17 protein-coding genes, 1 tRNA gene and 1 pseudogene are annotated in these 16,804 nt (G+C 72.6%); 9 read left to right on the top strand and 10 right to left on the bottom strand.

What is annotated here, in order from left to right:
- The first annotated feature begins 48 nt into the window (after positions 1–48).
- Positions 49–282 carry a sulfurtransferase TusA family protein gene (locus KBB57_RS09815; RefSeq protein ID WP_290749288.1) on the top strand — a complete coding sequence of 78 codons (234 nt, stop codon included), beginning with the start codon at positions 49–51 and terminating at the stop codon, positions 280–282.
- A 214-nt stretch (positions 283–496) separates the two neighbouring features.
- On the opposite strand, the gene ubiB is transcribed toward KBB57_RS09815, so the two are convergent.
- Positions 497–2,023: a 2-polyprenylphenol 6-hydroxylase gene (ubiB, locus tag KBB57_RS09810; protein WP_290749287.1), complete on the bottom strand. Its 1,527-nt coding sequence runs from the start codon at positions 2,021–2,023 to the stop codon at positions 497–499.
- A gap of 2 nt (positions 2,024–2,025) precedes the next feature.
- Positions 2,026–2,772, bottom strand: coding sequence for a class I SAM-dependent methyltransferase (locus tag KBB57_RS09805; RefSeq protein ID WP_290749285.1), 747 nt, complete (start codon positions 2,770–2,772; stop codon positions 2,026–2,028).
- Positions 2,773–2,841: 69 nt separating this feature from the next.
- Between KBB57_RS09805 and mutM the strand changes: the two genes are divergently transcribed.
- The 5 genes from mutM (at position 2,842) to dnaA (ending at position 7,385) form a co-directional block, all read left to right on the top strand.
- Positions 2,842–3,687 (top strand): bifunctional DNA-formamidopyrimidine glycosylase/DNA-(apurinic or apyrimidinic site) lyase, encoded by an 846-nt coding sequence (mutM, locus tag KBB57_RS09800; protein WP_290749284.1) that lies wholly within the window; start codon positions 2,842–2,844, stop codon positions 3,685–3,687.
- Between the two features lie 31 nt (positions 3,688–3,718).
- Entirely contained in the window at positions 3,719–4,315 is a 597-nt protein-coding gene (locus KBB57_RS09795) for a Uma2 family endonuclease (RefSeq protein ID WP_290749281.1), read from the top strand.
- 56 nt (positions 4,316–4,371) lie between these two features.
- Positions 4,372–5,148: an enoyl-CoA hydratase gene (locus tag KBB57_RS09790; RefSeq protein ID WP_290749279.1), complete on the top strand. Its 777-nt coding sequence runs from the start codon at positions 4,372–4,374 to the stop codon at positions 5,146–5,148.
- 116 nt (positions 5,149–5,264) lie between these two features.
- A complete protein-coding gene (gene rpsT, locus KBB57_RS09785) occupies positions 5,265–5,531 on the top strand; it encodes a 30S ribosomal protein S20 (protein WP_290749276.1) in 267 nt (88 codons plus the stop codon).
- Between the two features lie 462 nt (positions 5,532–5,993).
- On the top strand, positions 5,994–7,385 hold the full coding sequence (gene dnaA, locus KBB57_RS09780) for a chromosomal replication initiator protein DnaA (protein ID WP_290749273.1): 1,392 nt from the start codon (positions 5,994–5,996) through the stop codon (positions 7,383–7,385).
- On the opposite strand, the gene KBB57_RS09775 is transcribed toward dnaA, so the two are convergent.
- Positions 7,382–7,936, bottom strand: a complete 555-nt coding sequence (locus KBB57_RS09775) for a hypothetical protein (RefSeq protein WP_290749271.1) — start codon at positions 7,934–7,936, stop codon at positions 7,382–7,384. The genes dnaA and KBB57_RS09775 overlap by 4 nt on opposite strands.
- 198 nt (positions 7,937–8,134) lie before the next feature.
- Between KBB57_RS09775 and dnaN the strand changes: the two genes are divergently transcribed.
- Together dnaN and recF are read left to right on the top strand one after the other, a co-directional pair.
- The gene (gene dnaN / locus KBB57_RS09770) at positions 8,135–9,253 is read left to right on the top strand and encodes a DNA polymerase III subunit beta (RefSeq protein WP_290749269.1); all 1,119 of its coding nucleotides are present in this window, start codon (positions 8,135–8,137) and stop codon (positions 9,251–9,253) included.
- 23 nt (positions 9,254–9,276) lie between these two features.
- On the top strand, positions 9,277–10,368 hold the full coding sequence (gene recF, locus KBB57_RS09765) for a DNA replication/repair protein RecF (protein ID WP_290749267.1): 1,092 nt from the start codon (positions 9,277–9,279) through the stop codon (positions 10,366–10,368).
- A 177-nt stretch (positions 10,369–10,545) separates the two neighbouring features.
- Here the strand turns inward: recF and KBB57_RS09760 are convergent, their stop codons facing one another.
- The 7 genes from KBB57_RS09760 to KBB57_RS09730 form a co-directional block, all read right to left on the bottom strand.
- On the bottom strand, positions 10,546–10,770 hold the full coding sequence (locus KBB57_RS09760) for a hypothetical protein (RefSeq protein ID WP_290749265.1): 225 nt from the start codon (positions 10,768–10,770) through the stop codon (positions 10,546–10,548).
- A gap of 61 nt (positions 10,771–10,831) precedes the next feature.
- A complete protein-coding gene (locus KBB57_RS09755; RefSeq protein ID WP_290749264.1) occupies positions 10,832–11,017 on the bottom strand; it encodes a hypothetical protein in 186 nt (61 codons plus the stop codon).
- A 129-nt stretch (positions 11,018–11,146) separates the two neighbouring features.
- Positions 11,147–11,223, bottom strand: a tRNA-His gene (locus KBB57_RS09750).
- Between the two features lie 291 nt (positions 11,224–11,514).
- Positions 11,515–12,171, bottom strand: a complete 657-nt coding sequence (locus KBB57_RS09745; protein WP_290749261.1) for an ABC-type transport auxiliary lipoprotein family protein — start codon at positions 12,169–12,171, stop codon at positions 11,515–11,517.
- On the bottom strand, positions 12,168–13,868 hold the full coding sequence (locus KBB57_RS09740) for an MlaD family protein (protein WP_290749259.1): 1,701 nt from the start codon (positions 13,866–13,868) through the stop codon (positions 12,168–12,170). Before KBB57_RS09740 ends, KBB57_RS09745 begins: the two co-directional genes overlap by 4 nt.
- 22 nt (positions 13,869–13,890) lie before the next feature.
- The gene (locus tag KBB57_RS09735; RefSeq protein ID WP_290749422.1) at positions 13,891–14,688 is read right to left on the bottom strand and encodes an ABC transporter ATP-binding protein; all 798 of its coding nucleotides are present in this window, start codon (positions 14,686–14,688) and stop codon (positions 13,891–13,893) included.
- 50 nt (positions 14,689–14,738) lie between these two features.
- Positions 14,739–15,869: an ABC transporter permease gene (locus KBB57_RS09730; protein ID WP_290749256.1), complete on the bottom strand. Its 1,131-nt coding sequence runs from the start codon at positions 15,867–15,869 to the stop codon at positions 14,739–14,741.
- A 254-nt stretch (positions 15,870–16,123) separates the two neighbouring features.
- On the opposite strand from KBB57_RS09730, the pseudogene KBB57_RS09725 reads away from it, so the two are divergent.
- Positions 16,124–16,689: pseudogene (locus KBB57_RS09725) on the top strand (IS630 family transposase); the annotation flags it as partial.
- Positions 16,690–16,804: the final 115 nt, after the last annotated feature.

Raw genomic sequence — 16,804 nt, 5'->3', positions numbered from 1 at the left:
CGCGACGACGGGCAAACGCCCATGGAATGGGACGACGGACGGGCGCCCATGGAATGGGACGACGAGATCGACGCGACCGGGCTCCTCTGCCCGCTGCCGGTGCTGCGCGCCCGCAAGCGCCTGCTTGCGCTGCCGCCGGGGGCCGTGCTGCGGCTGCTGGCGGACGATCCGGCGGCGGTGGTGGACGTGCCGCATTTCTGCGCCGAGCAGGGGCACGCGCTCCTGGCCGAGACGCGCCTGGACGGCCGACGCCGGGCCTGGCTGATCCGGCGCCGCGCTTAGCGGCTCCGGCGCAGCAATCCCCCTTCAGGCATTCATACTGGCTTGAAATCTATCGAGCAGGCGCCTCCCCGCCAAAGGGCGGGGAGGAAACAAGGACTCGCGGCCGCCTGCGGCCGCTCCGGACGGCCGGCCGCAAAGGCGGCCGGTCGTCAGCGCCGGCCGAGCGGGAGCCCTTGCGGCTCCCCGAGGCCGGCGCTTCCCCCGGCGGATCGGGTCAGAGCAGCGTCCCGAGCGCGACCAGCCCGGCGCCGACGGCCGCCCCGGCGAGCGCGTAGGCCCAACCGGGGAAGCGCCGGCGCTCCGGCGGGGGCGGCGGGGCGTTGAGCCGGACGAGCGCCGCCTCCGCCATGTGCGGCAGCTGCGGGCCGAACCGGGACAGCACGCGCACCGTCGCTGCGAGGTCGCGCGCCGCGGCGCGGGGCCCGAGATTCGCGGCGATGTAGTCGGTGACGACGGGCCGCGCCGTCTCCCACATGTTCATCGCCGGGTTGAGGCTGCGCGCCACGCCCTCGACCACGACCATGGTCCGTTGCAGCAGGATCAGCTCGGTCCGCGTCTCCATGCCGAAGCGCTCGGTCACCTCGAAGAGATGCGCGAGCAGCCGGGCCATCGAGATCTGCGTGGCGTCCTGGCCGAAGATCGGCTCGCCGATCGAGCGCAGCGCCTGCGCGAAGGCCGCCATGTCGCGGTCGCGCGGCACGTAGCCCGCCTCGAAATGCACCTCGGCGACCCGGCGATAGTCGCGGCGCAGGAAGCCCATCAGGATCTCGGCGTAGACGCGGCGGGTATAGGGGTCGATCCGCCCCATGATCCCGAAGTCGAGCGCCACCAGCGCGCCGTCGGGGCCGAGCTTGAGGTTCCCCTGGTGCATGTCGGCATGGAAGAACCCGTCCCTGAGAGCGTGCGTCAGGAAGGTCTGGATGATCCGCTCGGAGAGCGCCACGAGGTCGGCGCCGCTCGCCGCGAGCGCCGGCACGTCGCCGAGCGGGATGCCGTCCACCCATTCGAGCGTCAGCACCCGCCGCCCCGAGGCGGGCCAGACCACCGCGGGCACCCGGAAGCCCGGGTCGTCGGCGGCGCCGGCGGCGAACTCGGCCGCGGCGGCCGCCTCCATGCGCAGGTCGAGCTCGCCCTGCACCACGCCCTCGAAATGCGCGATCACCGCCCGCGGCCGCAGCCGGCGGGTGAAGGGGGCGAAGACCTCCACCATGCGCGCCGCGAGCCAGAAGGCGTCGACGTCACGCAGGAAGGCCCGCTCGATGCCGGGCCGCAGCACCTTGATCGCCACCGGCCGGCCGGTGGCGATCAGCGTCGCGCGGTGGACCTGCGCAAGCGAGGCCGCGGCCACCGGCGGGCTGAGCTCGGCGAAGAGCGCGTCGACCGGCTGGCCGAGCTCGCGCTCGATGGCCGCGCGCGCCTCGGCCATCGGGAAGGGCGGCAGGCTGTCCTGGAGCACGGTCAGCTCGCGGGCGAGCTCCGGGCCGACGATGTCCGGCCGGGTGGAGAGGAGTTGGCCGAACTTGATGTAGGCCGGCCCGAGCGCGGTCAGCGCCCGCAGCACCGGCGGCTGCGACGGGTCGCCGCGCAGGCCGAGCCACTGGAACGGCCAGCCGAGCACGCGGGCCACCGCCCGGATCGCCGGCGGCGCGTCGAGCGCGGCGAGCGCCTGCGCCATGGCCCCGGTGCGCTCGAAGGTCGCGCCGGTGCGGATGAGCCGCCAGAGGTTGTGCGGGCCGCGCAACCTCAGAGCTTCCAGCCGGAATGGAGCGCGGCGATCCCCATCGAGAGGTTGCGGAAGCCGACCTGGCCGAAGCCCGCGTCGCGGATCATCCCGGCGAAGGTCTCCTGGTCGGGGAAGCGCCGGATCGACTCGACGAGGTACTGGTAGGACGCCCGGTCGCCCGCGAGCGCCTGCCCCATCGGCGGGATCACGTTGAAGGAATAGGCGTCGTACAGCCGCCGCAGCCCCTCCGGCGCGACCCGGCTGAACTCCAGCACGAGGAGCCGGCCGCCGGGGCGCAGCACCCGGAACGCCTCGGCCAGCGCCTGCTCCGGCCGGGTGACGTTCCGGATCCCGAAGGCGATCGTGTAGGCGTCGAACGCGCCGTCGGGGAAGGGCAGCCGCATCGCGTCCCCGACCACCCAGTCGAGCCGGTCGGCGAAGGGAAGCACCGCGGCGCGGGCGCGGCCCTCGACCAGCATCGCCTCGGTGAGGTCGAGCACGGTCACGCGGGCGCCCGCGGCCCGGCGCAGCAGGCGGAAGGCGATGTCGCCCGTCCCGCCCGCGACGTCGAGCGCGGCGATCCCCGGCCGCGGCGCCAGCCAGTCGAGCATCGCGTCCTTCCACAGCCGGTGGACGCCGAGGCTCATCGCGTCGTTCATCAGGTCGTAGCGGCGCGCGACCGAGGAGAACACGCCGTGGACGCGGCCCGCCTTCTCGTCCTCCGGCACGGTCTCGAAGCCGAAATGGGTCGTGCGGGGCTCGGTCATGGGGCTTCCGGTCAGCTCGTCGCCCTGCTTATAAGCGCGGGCGCGCGGGTGACAACCGCTGGAGGGATCGTGCCGGAGCTGCCCGAGGTCGAGACGGTGCGCCGCGGGCTGGAGCCCGTGCTGGCCGGCCGGGTGATCGTCCGGGCCGAGGCCCGCCGCCCCGACCTGCGCTGGCCGCTGCCGGAGGGCTTCGCGGCGCGGCTGACCGGCGCGCGGGTGCTCGGGCTGCGGCGGCGGTCGAAATACCTGCTCGCCGATCTCGACCGCGGCGAGACGCTGATCGTCCATCTCGGCATGTCGGGGCGGATGCTGGTCTCGGGCGCGGTCCTCGGCGCCTTCCATCATGATCTCGCCACCCCGGGCAAGCACGACCACGTGATCCTCGACGTCGAGGGCGGGGCGCGCGTGACCTTCAACGACGCCCGCCGCTTCGGCGCCATGGACCTCGCGCCGACGGCGCAGGTCGAGGCGCACCGCCTCCTCGCCGGGCTCGGGCCGGAGCCGCTCGGCAACGCCTTCGACGCCCGCGTGCTGGCGGGGCTGATGGCGGGCCGGTTCGCGCCGGTGAAGGCGGTGCTCCTCGACCAGCGCGCCGTGGCGGGGCTCGGCAACATCTATGTCTGCGAGGCGCTGTGGCGGGCGGGGGTGTCGCCGCTGCGCCTCGCCGGCGAGGTGACCGCCGAGGAGGCCGAGCGGCTGGTCGCCGCCATCCGCGCCGTCCTCGCCGAGGCGATCGAGGCCGGCGGCTCGTCGCTGCGCGACCATCGCCAGCCGGACGGCGAGCTCGGCTACTTCCAGCACAGCTTCGCCGTCTACGGCCGCGAGGGCGAGCCCTGCCGCCGCTGCGGCGGCGAGATCGCCCGGGTGGTCCAGTCGGGCCGCTCGAGCTTCTTCTGCCCCGCCTGCCAGCGGTGACAGCGGGCCGGGGAAGGGCTAGGGTGACGGCATGACCGCGCATTCCGGTCCCGCCCGCGCCGCGACCTATCGGGACGTCCTCGATGCGCCCCCGCACATGGTCGCGGAGGTGGCGAACGGCCTCCTGCACCTGCACCCCCGGCCGCCGATGCGCCATGCGCGCGCGAGCTTCCGCATGGCCGGGCAGCTCGACGGGCCGTTCTTCGGCCAACCCGGAGGCTGGCAGCTCGCCATCGAGCCGGAGCTTCACCTCGGGCCGGACATTGTCGTCCCCGACCTGGCGGGGTGGCGGCTGGAGCGGATGCCGGCCTATCCGGACGCGCCGTTTTTCACCCTCGCGCCCGACTGGGCCTGCGAGATCGTCTCGCCGGGGACGCGGCGGTTCGACCTGACGGAGAAGCGGACGATCTACGGCGCGAACGGGGTCGGGCATCTGTGGCTCGTCGACCCGGACGCCCGCACGCTCGAGGCCTTCGCCCTCGCCGAGGGCTTCTGGACGCTCGTCGCCGCGGTGCAGGACGGCGAGGACGTGCGGGCCGCGCCGTTCGCCAGCCACGCCTTCCCGCTCGCGGCGCTCTGGCCGGATCCCGAGCCCGACCCGGACCCGGAGCCCACCCCGCAGGGTTGAACCCGCCCCGCGCGATGCTATTGCTGGCCGCGCAAAGCGAGCGGGGGAGGATGCGCATGGCCTACGAGACCATCGTCGTGGAGGTCGCGGACGGGGTCGGCACGGTCACGCTGAACCGGCCGCAGGCGCTCAATGCGCTCAACGCCCAGGTGCTCGACGAGCTCGCCGCCGCGCTCGGCGCCCTCGACGCCGACCGCAGCGTCGGCGCCATGGTGGTGACCGGCTCGGAGAAGGCCTTCGCCGCCGGCGCGGACATCAAGGAGATGTCGGCCAAGGGCTTCGCCGAGATGTATGCGGTCGACTACTTCACCGCCCCGACCGAGGCGATCGGCCGGGTGCGAAAGCCGATCATCGCCGCGGTCGCCGGCTACTGCCTCGGCGGCGGCTGCGAGCTCGCCATGATGCTCGACTTCATCATCGCCGCCGACACCGCGAAGTTCGGCCAGCCCGAGATCAACCTCGGGGTGATCCCGGGCATGGGCGGCAGCCAGCGGCTCGCCCGGCTCGTCGGCAAGTCGAAGGCGATGGAGATGTGCCTCACGGGGCGCTTCATGGACGCCGACGAGGCCGAGCGCGCCGGGCTCGCCAGTCGGGTCGTGCCGGCGAAGGATCTCCTGCGCGACGCGCAGGAGACGGCCGCCAAGATCGCCGCCAAGGCGCCGCTCGCCGTCATGGCGACCAAGGAGGCGGTCAACCGCAGCCTCGAGACCACGCTGCGCGAGGGGCTGCTCTTCGAGCGGCGGCTCTTCGACGCGCTCTTCTCCACCGAGGACAAGGCCGAGGGCATGGCCGCCTTCGTCGAGAAGCGCAGCCCGCAGTTCCGCGGCAGGTGAGGCGCCGCCGCCGCGGCTTCGCAGGCGCGGGCAGGGCGGCGGTTGACTCGGGCGCCGCGAGCGCGTAGGGACCGCGCCTGATTTCCCGCGATGATACGGACCGGACAAGAAACGACATGGCAAACTCGCCGTCCTCCAAGAAGCGCGCGCGCCAGACCGAGCGCCGCACCGCCGTCAACCGTGCGCGCCGCTCGCGCATCCGCACCTTCATCCGCAAGGTCGAGGAGGCGATCTCCACCGGCGACTTCTCGGCGGCCGCCGAGGCGCTCAAGGTCGCCCAGCCGGAGATCATGCGCGGCGTGAGCAAGGGCGTGACCCACCGCAACACCGCCTCGCGCAAGATCTCCCGCCTCGCCGGCAGGGTGAAGGCGCTCCAGGCCTGATCGTCCCCCCGCCAAGGCGGGTCCGACCTTCCGACAGAACGCGCCGGCTTCGGCGCGTTCTTGCGTTTCGGGGGGCGCCGGACATGTTCCGCCTTCGGTCCGGTTGTTCGGCCAGCCGCCCTTCGCTATGGTCTGGCGTGACGGTTCGAATCTCGCGACGCAGCCTCGCGAAGCACCGCGCAACAAATAAGGCAGTGCAGGCTTTGACGAGCCAATGAAGAAGGCAGACCGTGTCGTGATCATTCCCGAACGATTCTGGTGCGATAGCGGCGCTTCGTAGCTTAAGGCGCGATGGGCTTGTCGCTTATAGTCGCCGACCTTGCGAGTCGGCATATGGTCCGGTCAACAGGACCGACAGGGACGAGGAGAGTGGCGGATGTCGGACGTTGCTGGGATAGGATACGCGTCCTGGTGTGCTGACGACCTCCGCCCGGTCTGGCCGTGATTCCCGCCGTGGCCCACATGAGCGACGGAACGCCGGGCGACACATGGGACCGGCTGCGCGGCCGACTCGGCGCCCAGCTCGGACCCGACGCCTGCCGGAACTGGATCGAGCCGCTGGTCTATCTCGGCTCCGACCAGGGCGTCGGCCGGTTCGAGGCCCCGACCGGCTTCATCGGCACCTGGGTGCTGCGCAACTACGGCGAGACGATCCGCCAGCTGCTGCTCCAGGAGGGCGAGGCGGTCGCCCGCCTCGAGTTCGGCGTGGCGCCCGCCGCCGACGCGGGGCGGCCCGCGACGCCGAAGCGTCCCGCCGCCCCGTCGGCCCCCCCGGCCGAGTCGCGCGCCGCCGATCCCGGCGGCGACGTCGAGCTGCCGACCTCGCCGATCGACGCGCGCTTCACCTTCGACAGCTTCGTGGTCGGCAAGCCGAACGAGCTCGCCCATGCCGCGGCGCGGCGGGTGGCCGAGCGCGGGCAGGTGAGCTTCAACCCGCTGTTCCTCTACGGCGGCGTCGGCCTCGGCAAGACCCACCTGATGCACGCCATCGCCTGGGAGGTCCGCAACGCCGACCCGACGGCGCGGGTGCTCTACCTCTCCGCCGAGCAGTTCATGTACCGCTTCATCTCCGCCTTGCGCTTCAAGGAGATGCACGGGTTCAAGGAGCTGTTCCGCTCCGTCGACATGCTGATGGTCGACGACGTGCAGTTCATCTCCGGCAAGGACTCGACCCAGGAGGAGTTCTTCCACACCTTCAACGCGCTGATCGACCAGCACAAGCAGATCGTCATCTCCGCCGACCGCGCGCCCGGCGAGATCGACGGGCTCGAGGAGCGGATCAAGTCGCGGCTGCAATGGGGCCTCGTCGTCGACCTGCACCCGACCGACTACGAGCTGCGCCTCGGGATCCTCCAGTCCAAGGCCGAGGCGCAGCTCGCCGAGCATCCCGGCGTGGCGATCGGCCCGGGGGTGATGGAGTTCCTCGCCCAGCGCATCAGCTCCAACGTCCGCGTGCTCGAAGGCGCGCTCAACCGCCTCTTCGCCTTCGCCTCGCTGGTGGGGCGGCGGATCGACCTCGACATGACCCAGGAATGCCTCGCCGACATCCTGCGCGCCTCGGAGCGCAAGGTCACCATCGACGAGATCCTGCGCAAGGTCGCCGACCACTACAACCTGCGCATGGCCGACCTGCTCTCCGCCCGGCGGGCGCGGGCGGTGGCGCGGCCGCGGCAGGTGGCGATGTACCTCGCCAAGACGCTGACCTCGAAGTCGCTCCCCGACATCGGCCGCCGCTTCGGCGGGCGCGACCACACCACGGTGATCCACGCGGTGAGGAAGATCGAGGAGCTGCGCCAGAGCGACAGCCAGATCGCCGAGGACGTCGAGCTCCTGCGCCGGATGCTGGAGGCCTAGGCGCGCCCGGGCCGCCACGGCCGCGCCGCTGCGGCCAGCGCGCCGAGCCCGGCGAGCGCCGCCCAGAGCGCCCCCGGCAGCGGCACGGGCACGATCGAGGCGCCCACGGTGACCACGGCCCCGCCGTCCCCGCCATAGACCGACTGCTCGTACCAGCCGAACGTGGCGTTCGGCCGGACGAGGAAGGCGAAGGCCCCGGTCTGGGTCCGGATCCCGTAGTCGATCGTGGTCAGCGGCCGGTAGTCCGCGCCGTTGAAATACCCGAACATCTCCAGATCGGAGGCGTATTCCTTGCTCAGGAACGCGTACTCGCCGGAGACCCGCAGGGCGCGCGCTCCGGCCGTGGCGAAGTAGCGGGTGATCTCGATCGCCTCCGTCTCGCGGTCGTTGCCGACCATCACGAAGGAGAAGGGCAGGCTCGCGGCCGGATTGGACGTGTCGACGACGTAGCCGTCGCCCCGGCCCGAGGCGGTGTGGAAGTCGAGCGTCGCGGCCGCGGCCGGTCCTGCGGCGCAGAGGAGCGCGACGAGGATGGGCTGGATGGCATGCATGGGCGTCTCCCGCAGAATGAGGTCCGGAAATGCGCAATCAGCTCACATGCCCCGATTCCGGTCAATGAAGCCGGCCGCCGCCATCCGCGCCCCGATCCGCGCCGGTCGGCCCCTTGCCCTTTCCGGGCAATTCGCTAACGTCACGGCCCGCGCGACCGGAACGGAACCGCGGGCCGCTTCTCGCTGACGGGTGAGCCCATGAAACTGAGCCTCGAGCGCAACGCCCTCCTGAAGGCGATGAGCCGCGCGCAATCGGTGGTCGAGCGGCGCAACACCATCCCGATCCTCGGCAACGTGCTGATCGAGGCCGAGGGCGACCAGGTGAGCTTCCGCGCCACCGACCTCGACATCGAGGTCGTCGAGCGCGCCCCCGCCATGGTCGCCCGCGCCGGCGCGACCACCGTCTCGGCGCACACCCTCCACGAGATCGTCCGCAAGCTCCCCGACGGCGCCATGGTCGAGCTGCACGACGACGGCCTCGCCGGCCGGCTCGAGGTGCGCGCCGGGCGCTCGCATTTCTCGCTCGCGACGCTGCCGCGCGAGGACTTCCCGCTCATGGCGAGCGCCGAGTACCAGACGAGCTTCGCCTGCCCCGCCCCGGTGCTGCGCCGGCTCTTCGACAAGGCGAAGTTCGCGATCTCGACCGAGGAGACCCGCTACTACCTCAACGGCGTCTACCTCCACGCCGCCAAGGGGGCCGACGGCCCGGTGCTGCGCTGCGTGGCCACCGACGGCCACCGGCTCGCCCGCATCGACGCGGCGCTGCCGGAGGGCGCGGCCGACGTGCCCGGGGTCATCGTGCCGCGCAAGACCGTGGGCGAGCTCCGCAAGCTCCTCGACGACGACGAGGCGCAGATCGCCGTCTCCGTCTCCGAGACCAAGATCCGCTTCGCCACGCCCGAGGTGACCCTTACGTCGAAGGTGATCGACGGCACCTTCCCCGACTATGCCCGCGTCATCCCGACCGCCAACGCCAAGCGGCTCGAGGTCGACGCCGCCGAGTTCGCCCAGGCGGTCGACCGCGTCGCCACCGTCAGCTCCGAGCGCAGCCGCGCGGTCAAGATGGCGCTGGAGGACGACCGGCTCGTCCTCTCGGTCAACGCCCCCGACAGCGGCGCGGCGGACGAGGAGCTGGCCGTCGCCTATGCCGACGAGCGGCTGGAGATCGGCTTCAACGCCAAGTACCTCCTCGAGATCGCCGGCCAGGTCGACCGCGAGAACGCGGTCTTCCTGTTCAACTCGGCCGGCGACCCGACGCTGATGCGCGAGGGCAACGACGAGAGCGCCGTCTACGTCGTGATGCCGATGCGGGTCTGACCGCCGCCGCGGCAGGGGCGGCGGTGGCGGCCGCCCTCGCGGTCCGGCGGCTGGCGCTGCGGCGCTTCCGCTCCTATGCCGAGGCCAGCCTCGACCTGCCCCCGGCCGGGCCGGTGGCGATCCACGGGCCGAACGGCGCCGGCAAGACCAACCTGATCGAGGCGATCTCCCTGCTCTCGCCCGGCCGCGGCCTGCGCGGCGCCGGGGCCGAGGAGCTGGCGCGCGGCGGCGACCCGCTCGGCTGGCGCGTCGCGGCCGAGGTCGCCGGCCTCGGCGGCCAGCGCGAGGTCGTCACCGCCGGCGCGGGCGGCGGCCGCAGCGTCGAGATCGACGGCAAGGCCGCGTCGCAGGCGGCGCTCGGCGGCGCGCTGCGGGTGCTGTGGCTCACCCCGGCGATGGACCGGCTCTGGGTCGACGCCGCCGCCGAGCGCCGCCGCTTCCTCGACCGCGCCACCTTCAGCCTGATCCCCGGCCATGCCGAGGCGGCGACCGCCTACGACCGCGCCTTGCGCGAGCGCGGCCGGCTGATCCGCGACGGGGTGCGCGACCCGGCCTGGTTCGAGGCGATCGAGGCGCGGATGGCCGCCTCGGGCGCCGCGGTGATCGCCAACCGCCGCGCCGCGCTCGCGCTCCTCGCCGCCCCGCCGCGGGCCGAGGGCTTTCCCGCCGCCGAGCTGGCGCTGGAGCGGGAAGGTCCGGAGACCGCCGAGGCGCTGGCCGCCGCCTGGCGCGCCGGGCGGGGCCGCGACATGGCCGCGGGGCGAACGCTGACCGGCCCGCACCGCGACGACCTCGCCGCCTTCTACGCGGCCAAGGCGATGCCGGCGCGCCTCGCCTCGACCGGCGAGCAGAAGGCGATGCTGATCAGCCTGACCCTCGCCAACGCCGCCGCGGTCGCCTCTGCCGCGGGGGCCGCGCCGATCCTGCTCCTCGACGAGGTCGCCGCCCATCTCGACGCCGGCCGCCGCGCCGCGCTCTACGCCGCGCTGGCCGGGCTGGGCGCGCAGGCCTTCCTGACCGGCACCGGCCCCGAGCTCTTCGCCGAGCTGCCCGCCTCGACGCCGCGCCTCGCGGTGGCGGACGCCGACGGCGCCTCGCGCATCGCGGCGGCGTGAGGCCGCATTCGCGTGATTGCGATCCGCCCCCCGCGGGGGCCGGGATCGGCCGGAGTGCGGACTATTCCGCGGGGTGACGGCGACTCGGCCGCTCCTCGCGCGTCGCGAGCCAGTAGACCAACCCGCCGAGGGCGAGGGCGGCGGTCGGGAAGATCAGCAGCGTCAGCTCAATTCCAGTCATGGCGTCAGCTTTCCGAGAACGCGCCGTGCGAGATAATGTAGGGTGAACGACACGCCCAGGCAATAAAGCGCCATGAGGAGCAGCACCGGCCGAGGCCCCTCTGCCCCGTAAGCGGCGGCGATGAAAGGCGCCAGCCCGCCGACGGCGAAGACCGTCAAGGCCATGCCGTTGATGAACGTGGCGGTCAGCTTCGTCCTCTCGTTGTGGATCAGGGTCGCCATGAATTAATCCACAGACTTGTCCCCGTAAGAACAACGGTGACGGCAACAGCTATTGCGGAGATCATTGTCCGAAAGGCCGCAGATTTTGCGCCTTGGCGGCGGAAATTTGCGCCGCGGCTACGTCCTTCTCCAACTGAAACCGCCGTCGACTGATTTCAAGGCCGCGATCGTATGCATTCAACAAGCCCGGCATCTCACCGCCGGTTTCAAAAACCTGCTCGTCAGACTGGCCACGCCAATCCATCATGGTTCTCTCCCGGCCTCACCCGTTCACCGTTCCCGACAACCGACTCCACGCCGACCGCCTCAAGCGCTGCGCGAACGGCGCCGAGTTTTCCAGCTCAGGCCGGAGAGGGCGGCAAGTGATTGATTTGAATGGTACCGACGCCCCGGCTCGAACGGGGGACCCCCAGATCCACAATCTGGTGCTCTAACCAACTGAGCTACGTCGGCGCCGCCGATGCACGTATCTCCGGGCCTGCCGGAATGCAAGCCCCGCCGCGCGCCGGGGAGCCGCGGGCGAGGCCGCAGGTTGCCATGCGCATGTCAACCTTCTCCACGCGGAGCGGTTCGGACAGGGAGGGCGCAAGCATCGTGGGCGATGGCCACGAGGGTGCCCGGCCCCGGTGTGGGGCCGTGCGCCAGGTAAGGTTCCGTCAAGATAGCCCTCAATGATATCAATGACTTGATGAATATTCACGCGTGAACACGCCAGCCGGCGCGGCGCGCCTCGCACCCCGGCGCTCAGGCCCCGGCGCCGCCGCCGGCGGTCCAGGCGACCGCCTCGCGCAGCGCGGCGCCCATCGCCGCGTCGAAGGCGGCCGCGATGGCGAGGGGCTGGGCGGTCGGCGACAGGGCGGCGCGCTCGACGTTGCGACTGGCGAGCACGGTCCCGTCGACGTCGCGGATCAGCGTCAGCGTCAGGGCGACGCGCACCCGGTAGGCCTCGCCGTCCGGCTCGGCCTGGAAGGCGCGGATCTCGGTCAGGAGCGTGTTGTCGGGGAAGAGCCCGAGCGGCGTCCGGCCGACGAGGCGGAAGGCCCCGCTCGCCTGCAGCGACTGCACCAGCAGCGTCTGGACCATCACCGGGACCGGGTCGACCCAGCGCGCGCCCGGCAGGTACGCGGCCTGGAGCGGCGAGGGCTTGACCAGGATGCGGTCGGTGGCGATCGCGCCCGAGGCCGAGGGCGTCTCGACGACGATGTGCCGGCTCCCCCGCGCCGCGCCGCTCGCGCCGGCGAGCGGGGTCAGCGCGTAGGCGTCGAGCGGCTGCGAGGCGCTGGAGAGCGCCGAGACCGCGGCGCAGCCCCCGGTGGCGGCGAGCGCCAGCACGAGCGCGCCCATGCGGGCGATCCGCCCGGCGGCGACGCCCGCCCGCCCCTTGTGCGCCTTGTCGGTCATCGCGAGTACTCCGGGAGCCGGCCGCCGCCGAGGAAGAACCGGGCGGGGTCGCGCTCGATGCGGTTGACGAGCTGTTCGAGGGAGGCGACGAGCGCCCGCGCGTCCGTCGCAAGGCGGGCGAACTGCGGCAGCCCGGCGGTGGTGAAGTCCTGCACCGGCTGGGCGCTGCGCGCCACGATGGTCTCGAACTGCCCCGCCGCGCGGTTGGCGCTCTCGGCGGCGCCGCGGACCTCCGCGGTGATCTGCGGCAGGTCGTCGGTCACCTGGGCGAGCGCCGTGTCGAAGCGGGCGATCGCGGCGCGGAGGTCGGTCACCACCGGCTCGATGTCGGTGTTCATCACCCGGTCGGCCGAGCCGAAGGCGCGCTCCGCGGCCTCGACCGCGCCGCGGGCGGCGAGGACGGCCGGCGCGATGTCCTGGAGCCGGGCGTTGGCGCTGCGGAAGGCGGCGCCGGCGTCGGCGAGGGTTGTCCCGGCCGAGGCGGCGAGCCCGTCGAGCCGGCCGGAGAAACCGGTCGCGTCCGCGCCCACCTCGGCGACCACGCGGTTGACCGTCGCCGCGGCGGTGCGCAGGTCGGCGAGGATCAGCGGCGCGTCGGTCTCGAGGAGACGGTTCGCCGTCTCGAGCGCGGTCTTCGCCTCGGCGACCATCGCCGCGCCGTCGCCGTCGAAGAGCTCGTCGACCGAGGTCGCCGCCTCCTCGACCGCGGCGATCATCGGCCCGGCCGCGGCGATCGGCCCCTCGGCCTCGCGCAGCCGCGCCGCCGCGAGGTCGACGGCGCCGTCCACCCGGTTGAGCGTGAGCCCGGCCCGACCGCGCAGATCCTCCACAGCCGCCGTCGCCGCGCTCGCCAGCGCGCCGTAGCCGTCGACCACCGCCGGCCCCTTCTCGGTCAGCAGCGTGTCGGCGTGGGCGAAGGCGCCCTTCGCCGCGTCGAGCGCCGCCGTGCCCGAGGCGAGCGTCTGCCTGGAGGCCTCGAACGCCGTCCGCGCGCTCTCCAGCGTCGTCTCGGCGGTGGCGAGCGTCGTCTCCGCCCGCTCGGCGATGCCGGCGAGCCGGTCGGTGAAGCCGGCGATCTGCTCCACTCCCGTCCGCACCGAGCCGGAGATCGAGGAGAAGTCCTTCAGCGCCGTGTCGAGCCCGGCGGAGGCGTTGGCGGCATTGTCGAGGATCTTCGCCACCCGCTCCTGGTTCTCCGGCCCGGTGAACGAGCTCAGCTGGCGCAGGAGCTCGGTCGCCTCCTTCAGCAGCCGCGGCGCGGTGTCGAGCAGCGTGTCGAGCACCGAGGGCTCGGAGCGGATCGTGTAGGTCCCGGTCTTCTCGTCGGGCTCCAGCGGCGGCGCGTCCGGGTCGGAGTTCGACAGCGACACGAAGGCGACGCCGGTGACCCCCTGCACCTGCAGCGTCGCCACCGTGTCCGAGCGGATCGGCGTGCCGGCCGCCACCTCGATCTGCACCCGCACCCGCGAGGCGTCCGTCGGGTCGATGCCGATATCGAGCACCCGCCCGACGGTGATGCCGTTGAAGCGCACGTCGGCCGACTGGCTGAGCCCGGTCACGCTCTCGAACACGATGTCGTAGTAGTCGAAGCGGCGGTCGACCGAGATCTTCGCGTACCACAGGAAGAAGGCGAAGGTCGCGAGCACCCCGAGGAGCGTCACCGCGCCGATCAGGACGTAGTTCGCCCGGGTTTCCATGGCCGCTCCCTAGCCTCCCGCGCTAGTCTGCCGCGCCTGCGAGCGCCGCGCGGGCGCGCGGCCCGTGGAAGTACTCATGCACCCAAGGCTGGTCCACTTCCAGCATGTCCGCCATCGTCCCGGTGACGAGGACGCGCTTCTCCGCCAGCACCGCCACCCGGTCGCAGGTGGCGTGCAGGGTGTCGAGGTCGTGGGTGACGAGGAAGACGGTGATCCCCAGCGCCTGCTGCAACGAGCGGATCAGCTCGTCGAAGGCGCTGGCGCCGATCGGGTCGAGCCCAGCGGTCGGCTCGTCGAGGAACAGAATCTCGGGGTCGAGCGCCATCGCCCGGGCGAGGCCGGCGCGCTTCTTCATGCCGCCGGAGAGGTCGGCCGGGTACTTGTCGTTGGCGTTCGCCGGCAGGCCGACGAGCGCGACCTTCAGCTCCGCCAGCGCGGCACGCAGGTCGGGCGCGAGATGCGCCATGATCCGCATCGGGGCCTCGACGTTCTCGCGCACGGTGAGCGAGGAGAAGAGCGCCCCGTCCTGGAACATCACCCCCCAGCGCGTCTCGACCGCCCGCCGCTGCGCCGCGTCGGCGTGGAGCATGTCGACGCCGAAGACCTCGATCGAGCCCTCGGCGGGGCGCAGGAGCCCGACGATCTCGCGGAGCAGCACCGACTTGCCGGTGCCCGAGCCGCCGACGACGCCGAGCACCTCGCCCCGCCAGACGTCGAGGTCGAGCCCGTCGTGGATCACCGCCGGCCCGAACCGGGTGACGAGGCCGCGCACCTTGATGACGGCCTCGCGCTCCGCGGCGGGGGCGGGGGCGTCGGCCAAGCCGCCCGTCACGCCGCCGGCCGCCGCGTCGGTCGGGGCGGAGGCGTCGGTCAAATCCCCACCTCCATGAAGAACACCGCGAAGGCGGCGTCGAGGACGATGACGAGGAAGATGGCGATCACCACCGAGTCGGAGGTGCGCTGGCCGAGGGATTCGGCGCTCTTCTCGACCTTCATCCCCTCGTAGCAGCCGACGAGGCCGATCACGACGGCGAAGAACGGCGCCTTGATCATGCCGGTCAGGAAGGTCCAGGCGTCGCCGGTGTCGCGCAGCCGCGCGATGAAGAGCGCGGGCGAGATGCCGAGCTCGCTCCAGGACATCAGCCCGCCGCCGAGGAGGCCGGCGATGTTGGCGAGGAAGCCGAGGAGCGGCAGGGTCAGCACCAGCGCCAGCACCCGCGGCAGGACCAGCGTCTCCATCGGGTCGAGGCTCAGCGTCCGCATCGCGTCGATCTCCTCGCGGAGCTTCATCGAGCCGATGGCGGCGGTGTAGGCCGAGGCGGTGCGGCCGGCGACGACGATCGCCGTCATCAGGATGCCGAGCTCGCGCAGGAGCGTGATGGCGATCAGGTCGATGACGAAGACCTCGGCCCCGAACTGGCGGAGCTGCACCGCGCCCATGAAGGCCAGGACGATGCCGATCAGGAAGGCCATCAGCACGACGATGGGCACCGCGTTGAGCCCGACGTCCTGCATGTGATGGACGAGGGCGGTGAAGCGGAGCCGCCAGGGCCGGACCAGCGTGCCGCCGAGGCAGGCGACGATCTCGCCGCCGAAGGCGGTCATCTCGACCGCGCCGGTGAGGAGGGCGTGGGTGTGCTCGCCGAGGCGGGCCACCCAGTCGACGAAGGGATGGCCCTTGCGCTGCGGCGCGGGCTCGGTTGGCAGGGCCTTCTCGACGGTGTCGATGATGAGGGCCTGCTTCTCGTCGGCCCCCTCGATGCGGGTCTCGACGCCCTCCGCGGCGAGGCGGCGGCGCAGGGTGACGAGGAGCCAGGCCCCGGCGGTGTCGATCTCCTTCGCGCCGCGGAGGTCGAGGGTGACCGGGCCTCCGGGGGGGAGTTCGCGGACGCGGTCGCGCAGCGCCTCGACGTCGGCGACGACCATCGGCCCGGCGAAGCGGACGACCGAACCGCCGCCGGCCGCGTCCGCGGCCTCGATCGTCACCTGCGCGTCCGCCATCGGCTCCTGCCGCCGTCCTGCTCGCGCGGACCCTAGCCGCCGGCGCGCGCCGCCCGCAACCCCGCGCCCTGGTCTTGAAGGAAGGACGGGGCGCCTTTGCGCCCCGGAGCCGGACTCCCCGCCCGCACAAGCGCAGGCGGACCCCCTGCGCGCCGTTGCGCGCTCTCATACCAGCGGCCGCGTTGACTGACTCTCGGGGGATTCCCAAGCGGGGTGATCTCTGACTCACTGCATGTAGGCAGGGGGAGGCGGGGATGTCGTCTGCGGTGAGGGTTACGAGGACGGATCTGACAGCGGCGGAACTGAGGCGGGCGGCGGGCAAGAGCCGGGACGCGAAGGCGGCGCGGCGGATGTTGGCGATCGCGCTGGTGCTGGAGGGCGTCGACCGGAAGACCGCGGCCGAGGCCTGTGGGATGGACCGGCAGACGCTTCGGGATTGGGTGCACCGCTACAACACCGAGGGGCTGGCCGGGCTCGCCAACCTGGCGGGTGGGACGAAGCCGCGGCGGCTTTCGCCCGCGCAGATGGCCGAGCTCGCCTCCTGGGTGGAGACGGGCCCTGATCCCGCGGTGGACGGCGTGGTGCGCTGGCGGCGGCAGGACCTCGAGCGGCGGATCGCGGAGCGGTTCGGGGTCAAGGTCCACGAGCGGACGGTCGGCAAGTACCTGGCGGCGCTCGGCTACCGGCGGCTGTCCGTGCGCCCGCGGCATCCGAAGACCGATCCCGCGGCCCAGGAGGGCTTTAAAAAAGCTTCCCCGAGGCGGTAGCCGCCGCGCTGCCCGAGGCGGCGCGCGGCAGGCCGCTGGAAGTCTGGTTCCAGATGCTATGAGGTGGGGCGCCGCGGATGATGACGGCCCCTCACATCCGATGGAGCCGCAGATGTCGATGATCATTCCCGGAGCCGAGTCCACCGTCTACCTCGCGCTTGAACTGAG

Source organism: Amaricoccus sp. (genome assembly GCF_017993425.1).
GTDB lineage: Bacteria > Pseudomonadota > Alphaproteobacteria > Rhodobacterales > Rhodobacteraceae > Amaricoccus.
The sequence above is the reverse complement of the archived record's forward strand: the minus strand, read 5'-3'. Positions and strand labels throughout refer to the sequence as shown.

Excerpts from the sequence above, each read along its gene's own strand:
- KBB57_RS09730 (WP_290749256.1), bottom strand. The coding sequence starts at position 15,869 with ATGGCGGACGCGCAGGTGACGATCGAGGCCGCGGACGCGGCCGGCGGC.
- KBB57_RS09755 (WP_290749264.1), bottom strand. The coding sequence starts at position 11,017 with ATGATGGATTGGCGTGGCCAGTCTGACGAGCAGGTTTTTGAAACCGGC.
- dnaA (WP_290749273.1), top strand. The coding sequence starts at position 5,994 with ATGAGCGACGGAACGCCGGGCGACACATGGGACCGGCTGCGCGGCCGA.
- KBB57_RS09815 (WP_290749288.1), top strand. The coding sequence starts at position 49 with ATGGAATGGGACGACGAGATCGACGCGACCGGGCTCCTCTGCCCGCTG.
- KBB57_RS09740 (WP_290749259.1), bottom strand. The coding sequence starts at position 13,868 with ATGGAAACCCGGGCGAACTACGTCCTGATCGGCGCGGTGACGCTCCTC.
- dnaN (WP_290749269.1), top strand. The coding sequence starts at position 8,135 with ATGAAACTGAGCCTCGAGCGCAACGCCCTCCTGAAGGCGATGAGCCGC.
- KBB57_RS09745 (WP_290749261.1), bottom strand. The coding sequence starts at position 12,171 with ATGACCGACAAGGCGCACAAGGGGCGGGCGGGCGTCGCCGCCGGGCGG.
- KBB57_RS09805 (WP_290749285.1), bottom strand. The coding sequence starts at position 2,772 with ATGACCGAGCCCCGCACGACCCATTTCGGCTTCGAGACCGTGCCGGAG.
- KBB57_RS09775 (WP_290749271.1), bottom strand. The coding sequence starts at position 7,936 with ATGCATGCCATCCAGCCCATCCTCGTCGCGCTCCTCTGCGCCGCAGGA.
- KBB57_RS09790 (WP_290749279.1), top strand. The coding sequence starts at position 4,372 with ATGGCCTACGAGACCATCGTCGTGGAGGTCGCGGACGGGGTCGGCACG.
- rpsT (WP_290749276.1), top strand. The coding sequence starts at position 5,265 with ATGGCAAACTCGCCGTCCTCCAAGAAGCGCGCGCGCCAGACCGAGCGC.
- KBB57_RS09795 (WP_290749281.1), top strand. The coding sequence starts at position 3,719 with ATGACCGCGCATTCCGGTCCCGCCCGCGCCGCGACCTATCGGGACGTC.
- KBB57_RS09760 (WP_290749265.1), bottom strand. The coding sequence starts at position 10,770 with ATGGCGACCCTGATCCACAACGAGAGGACGAAGCTGACCGCCACGTTC.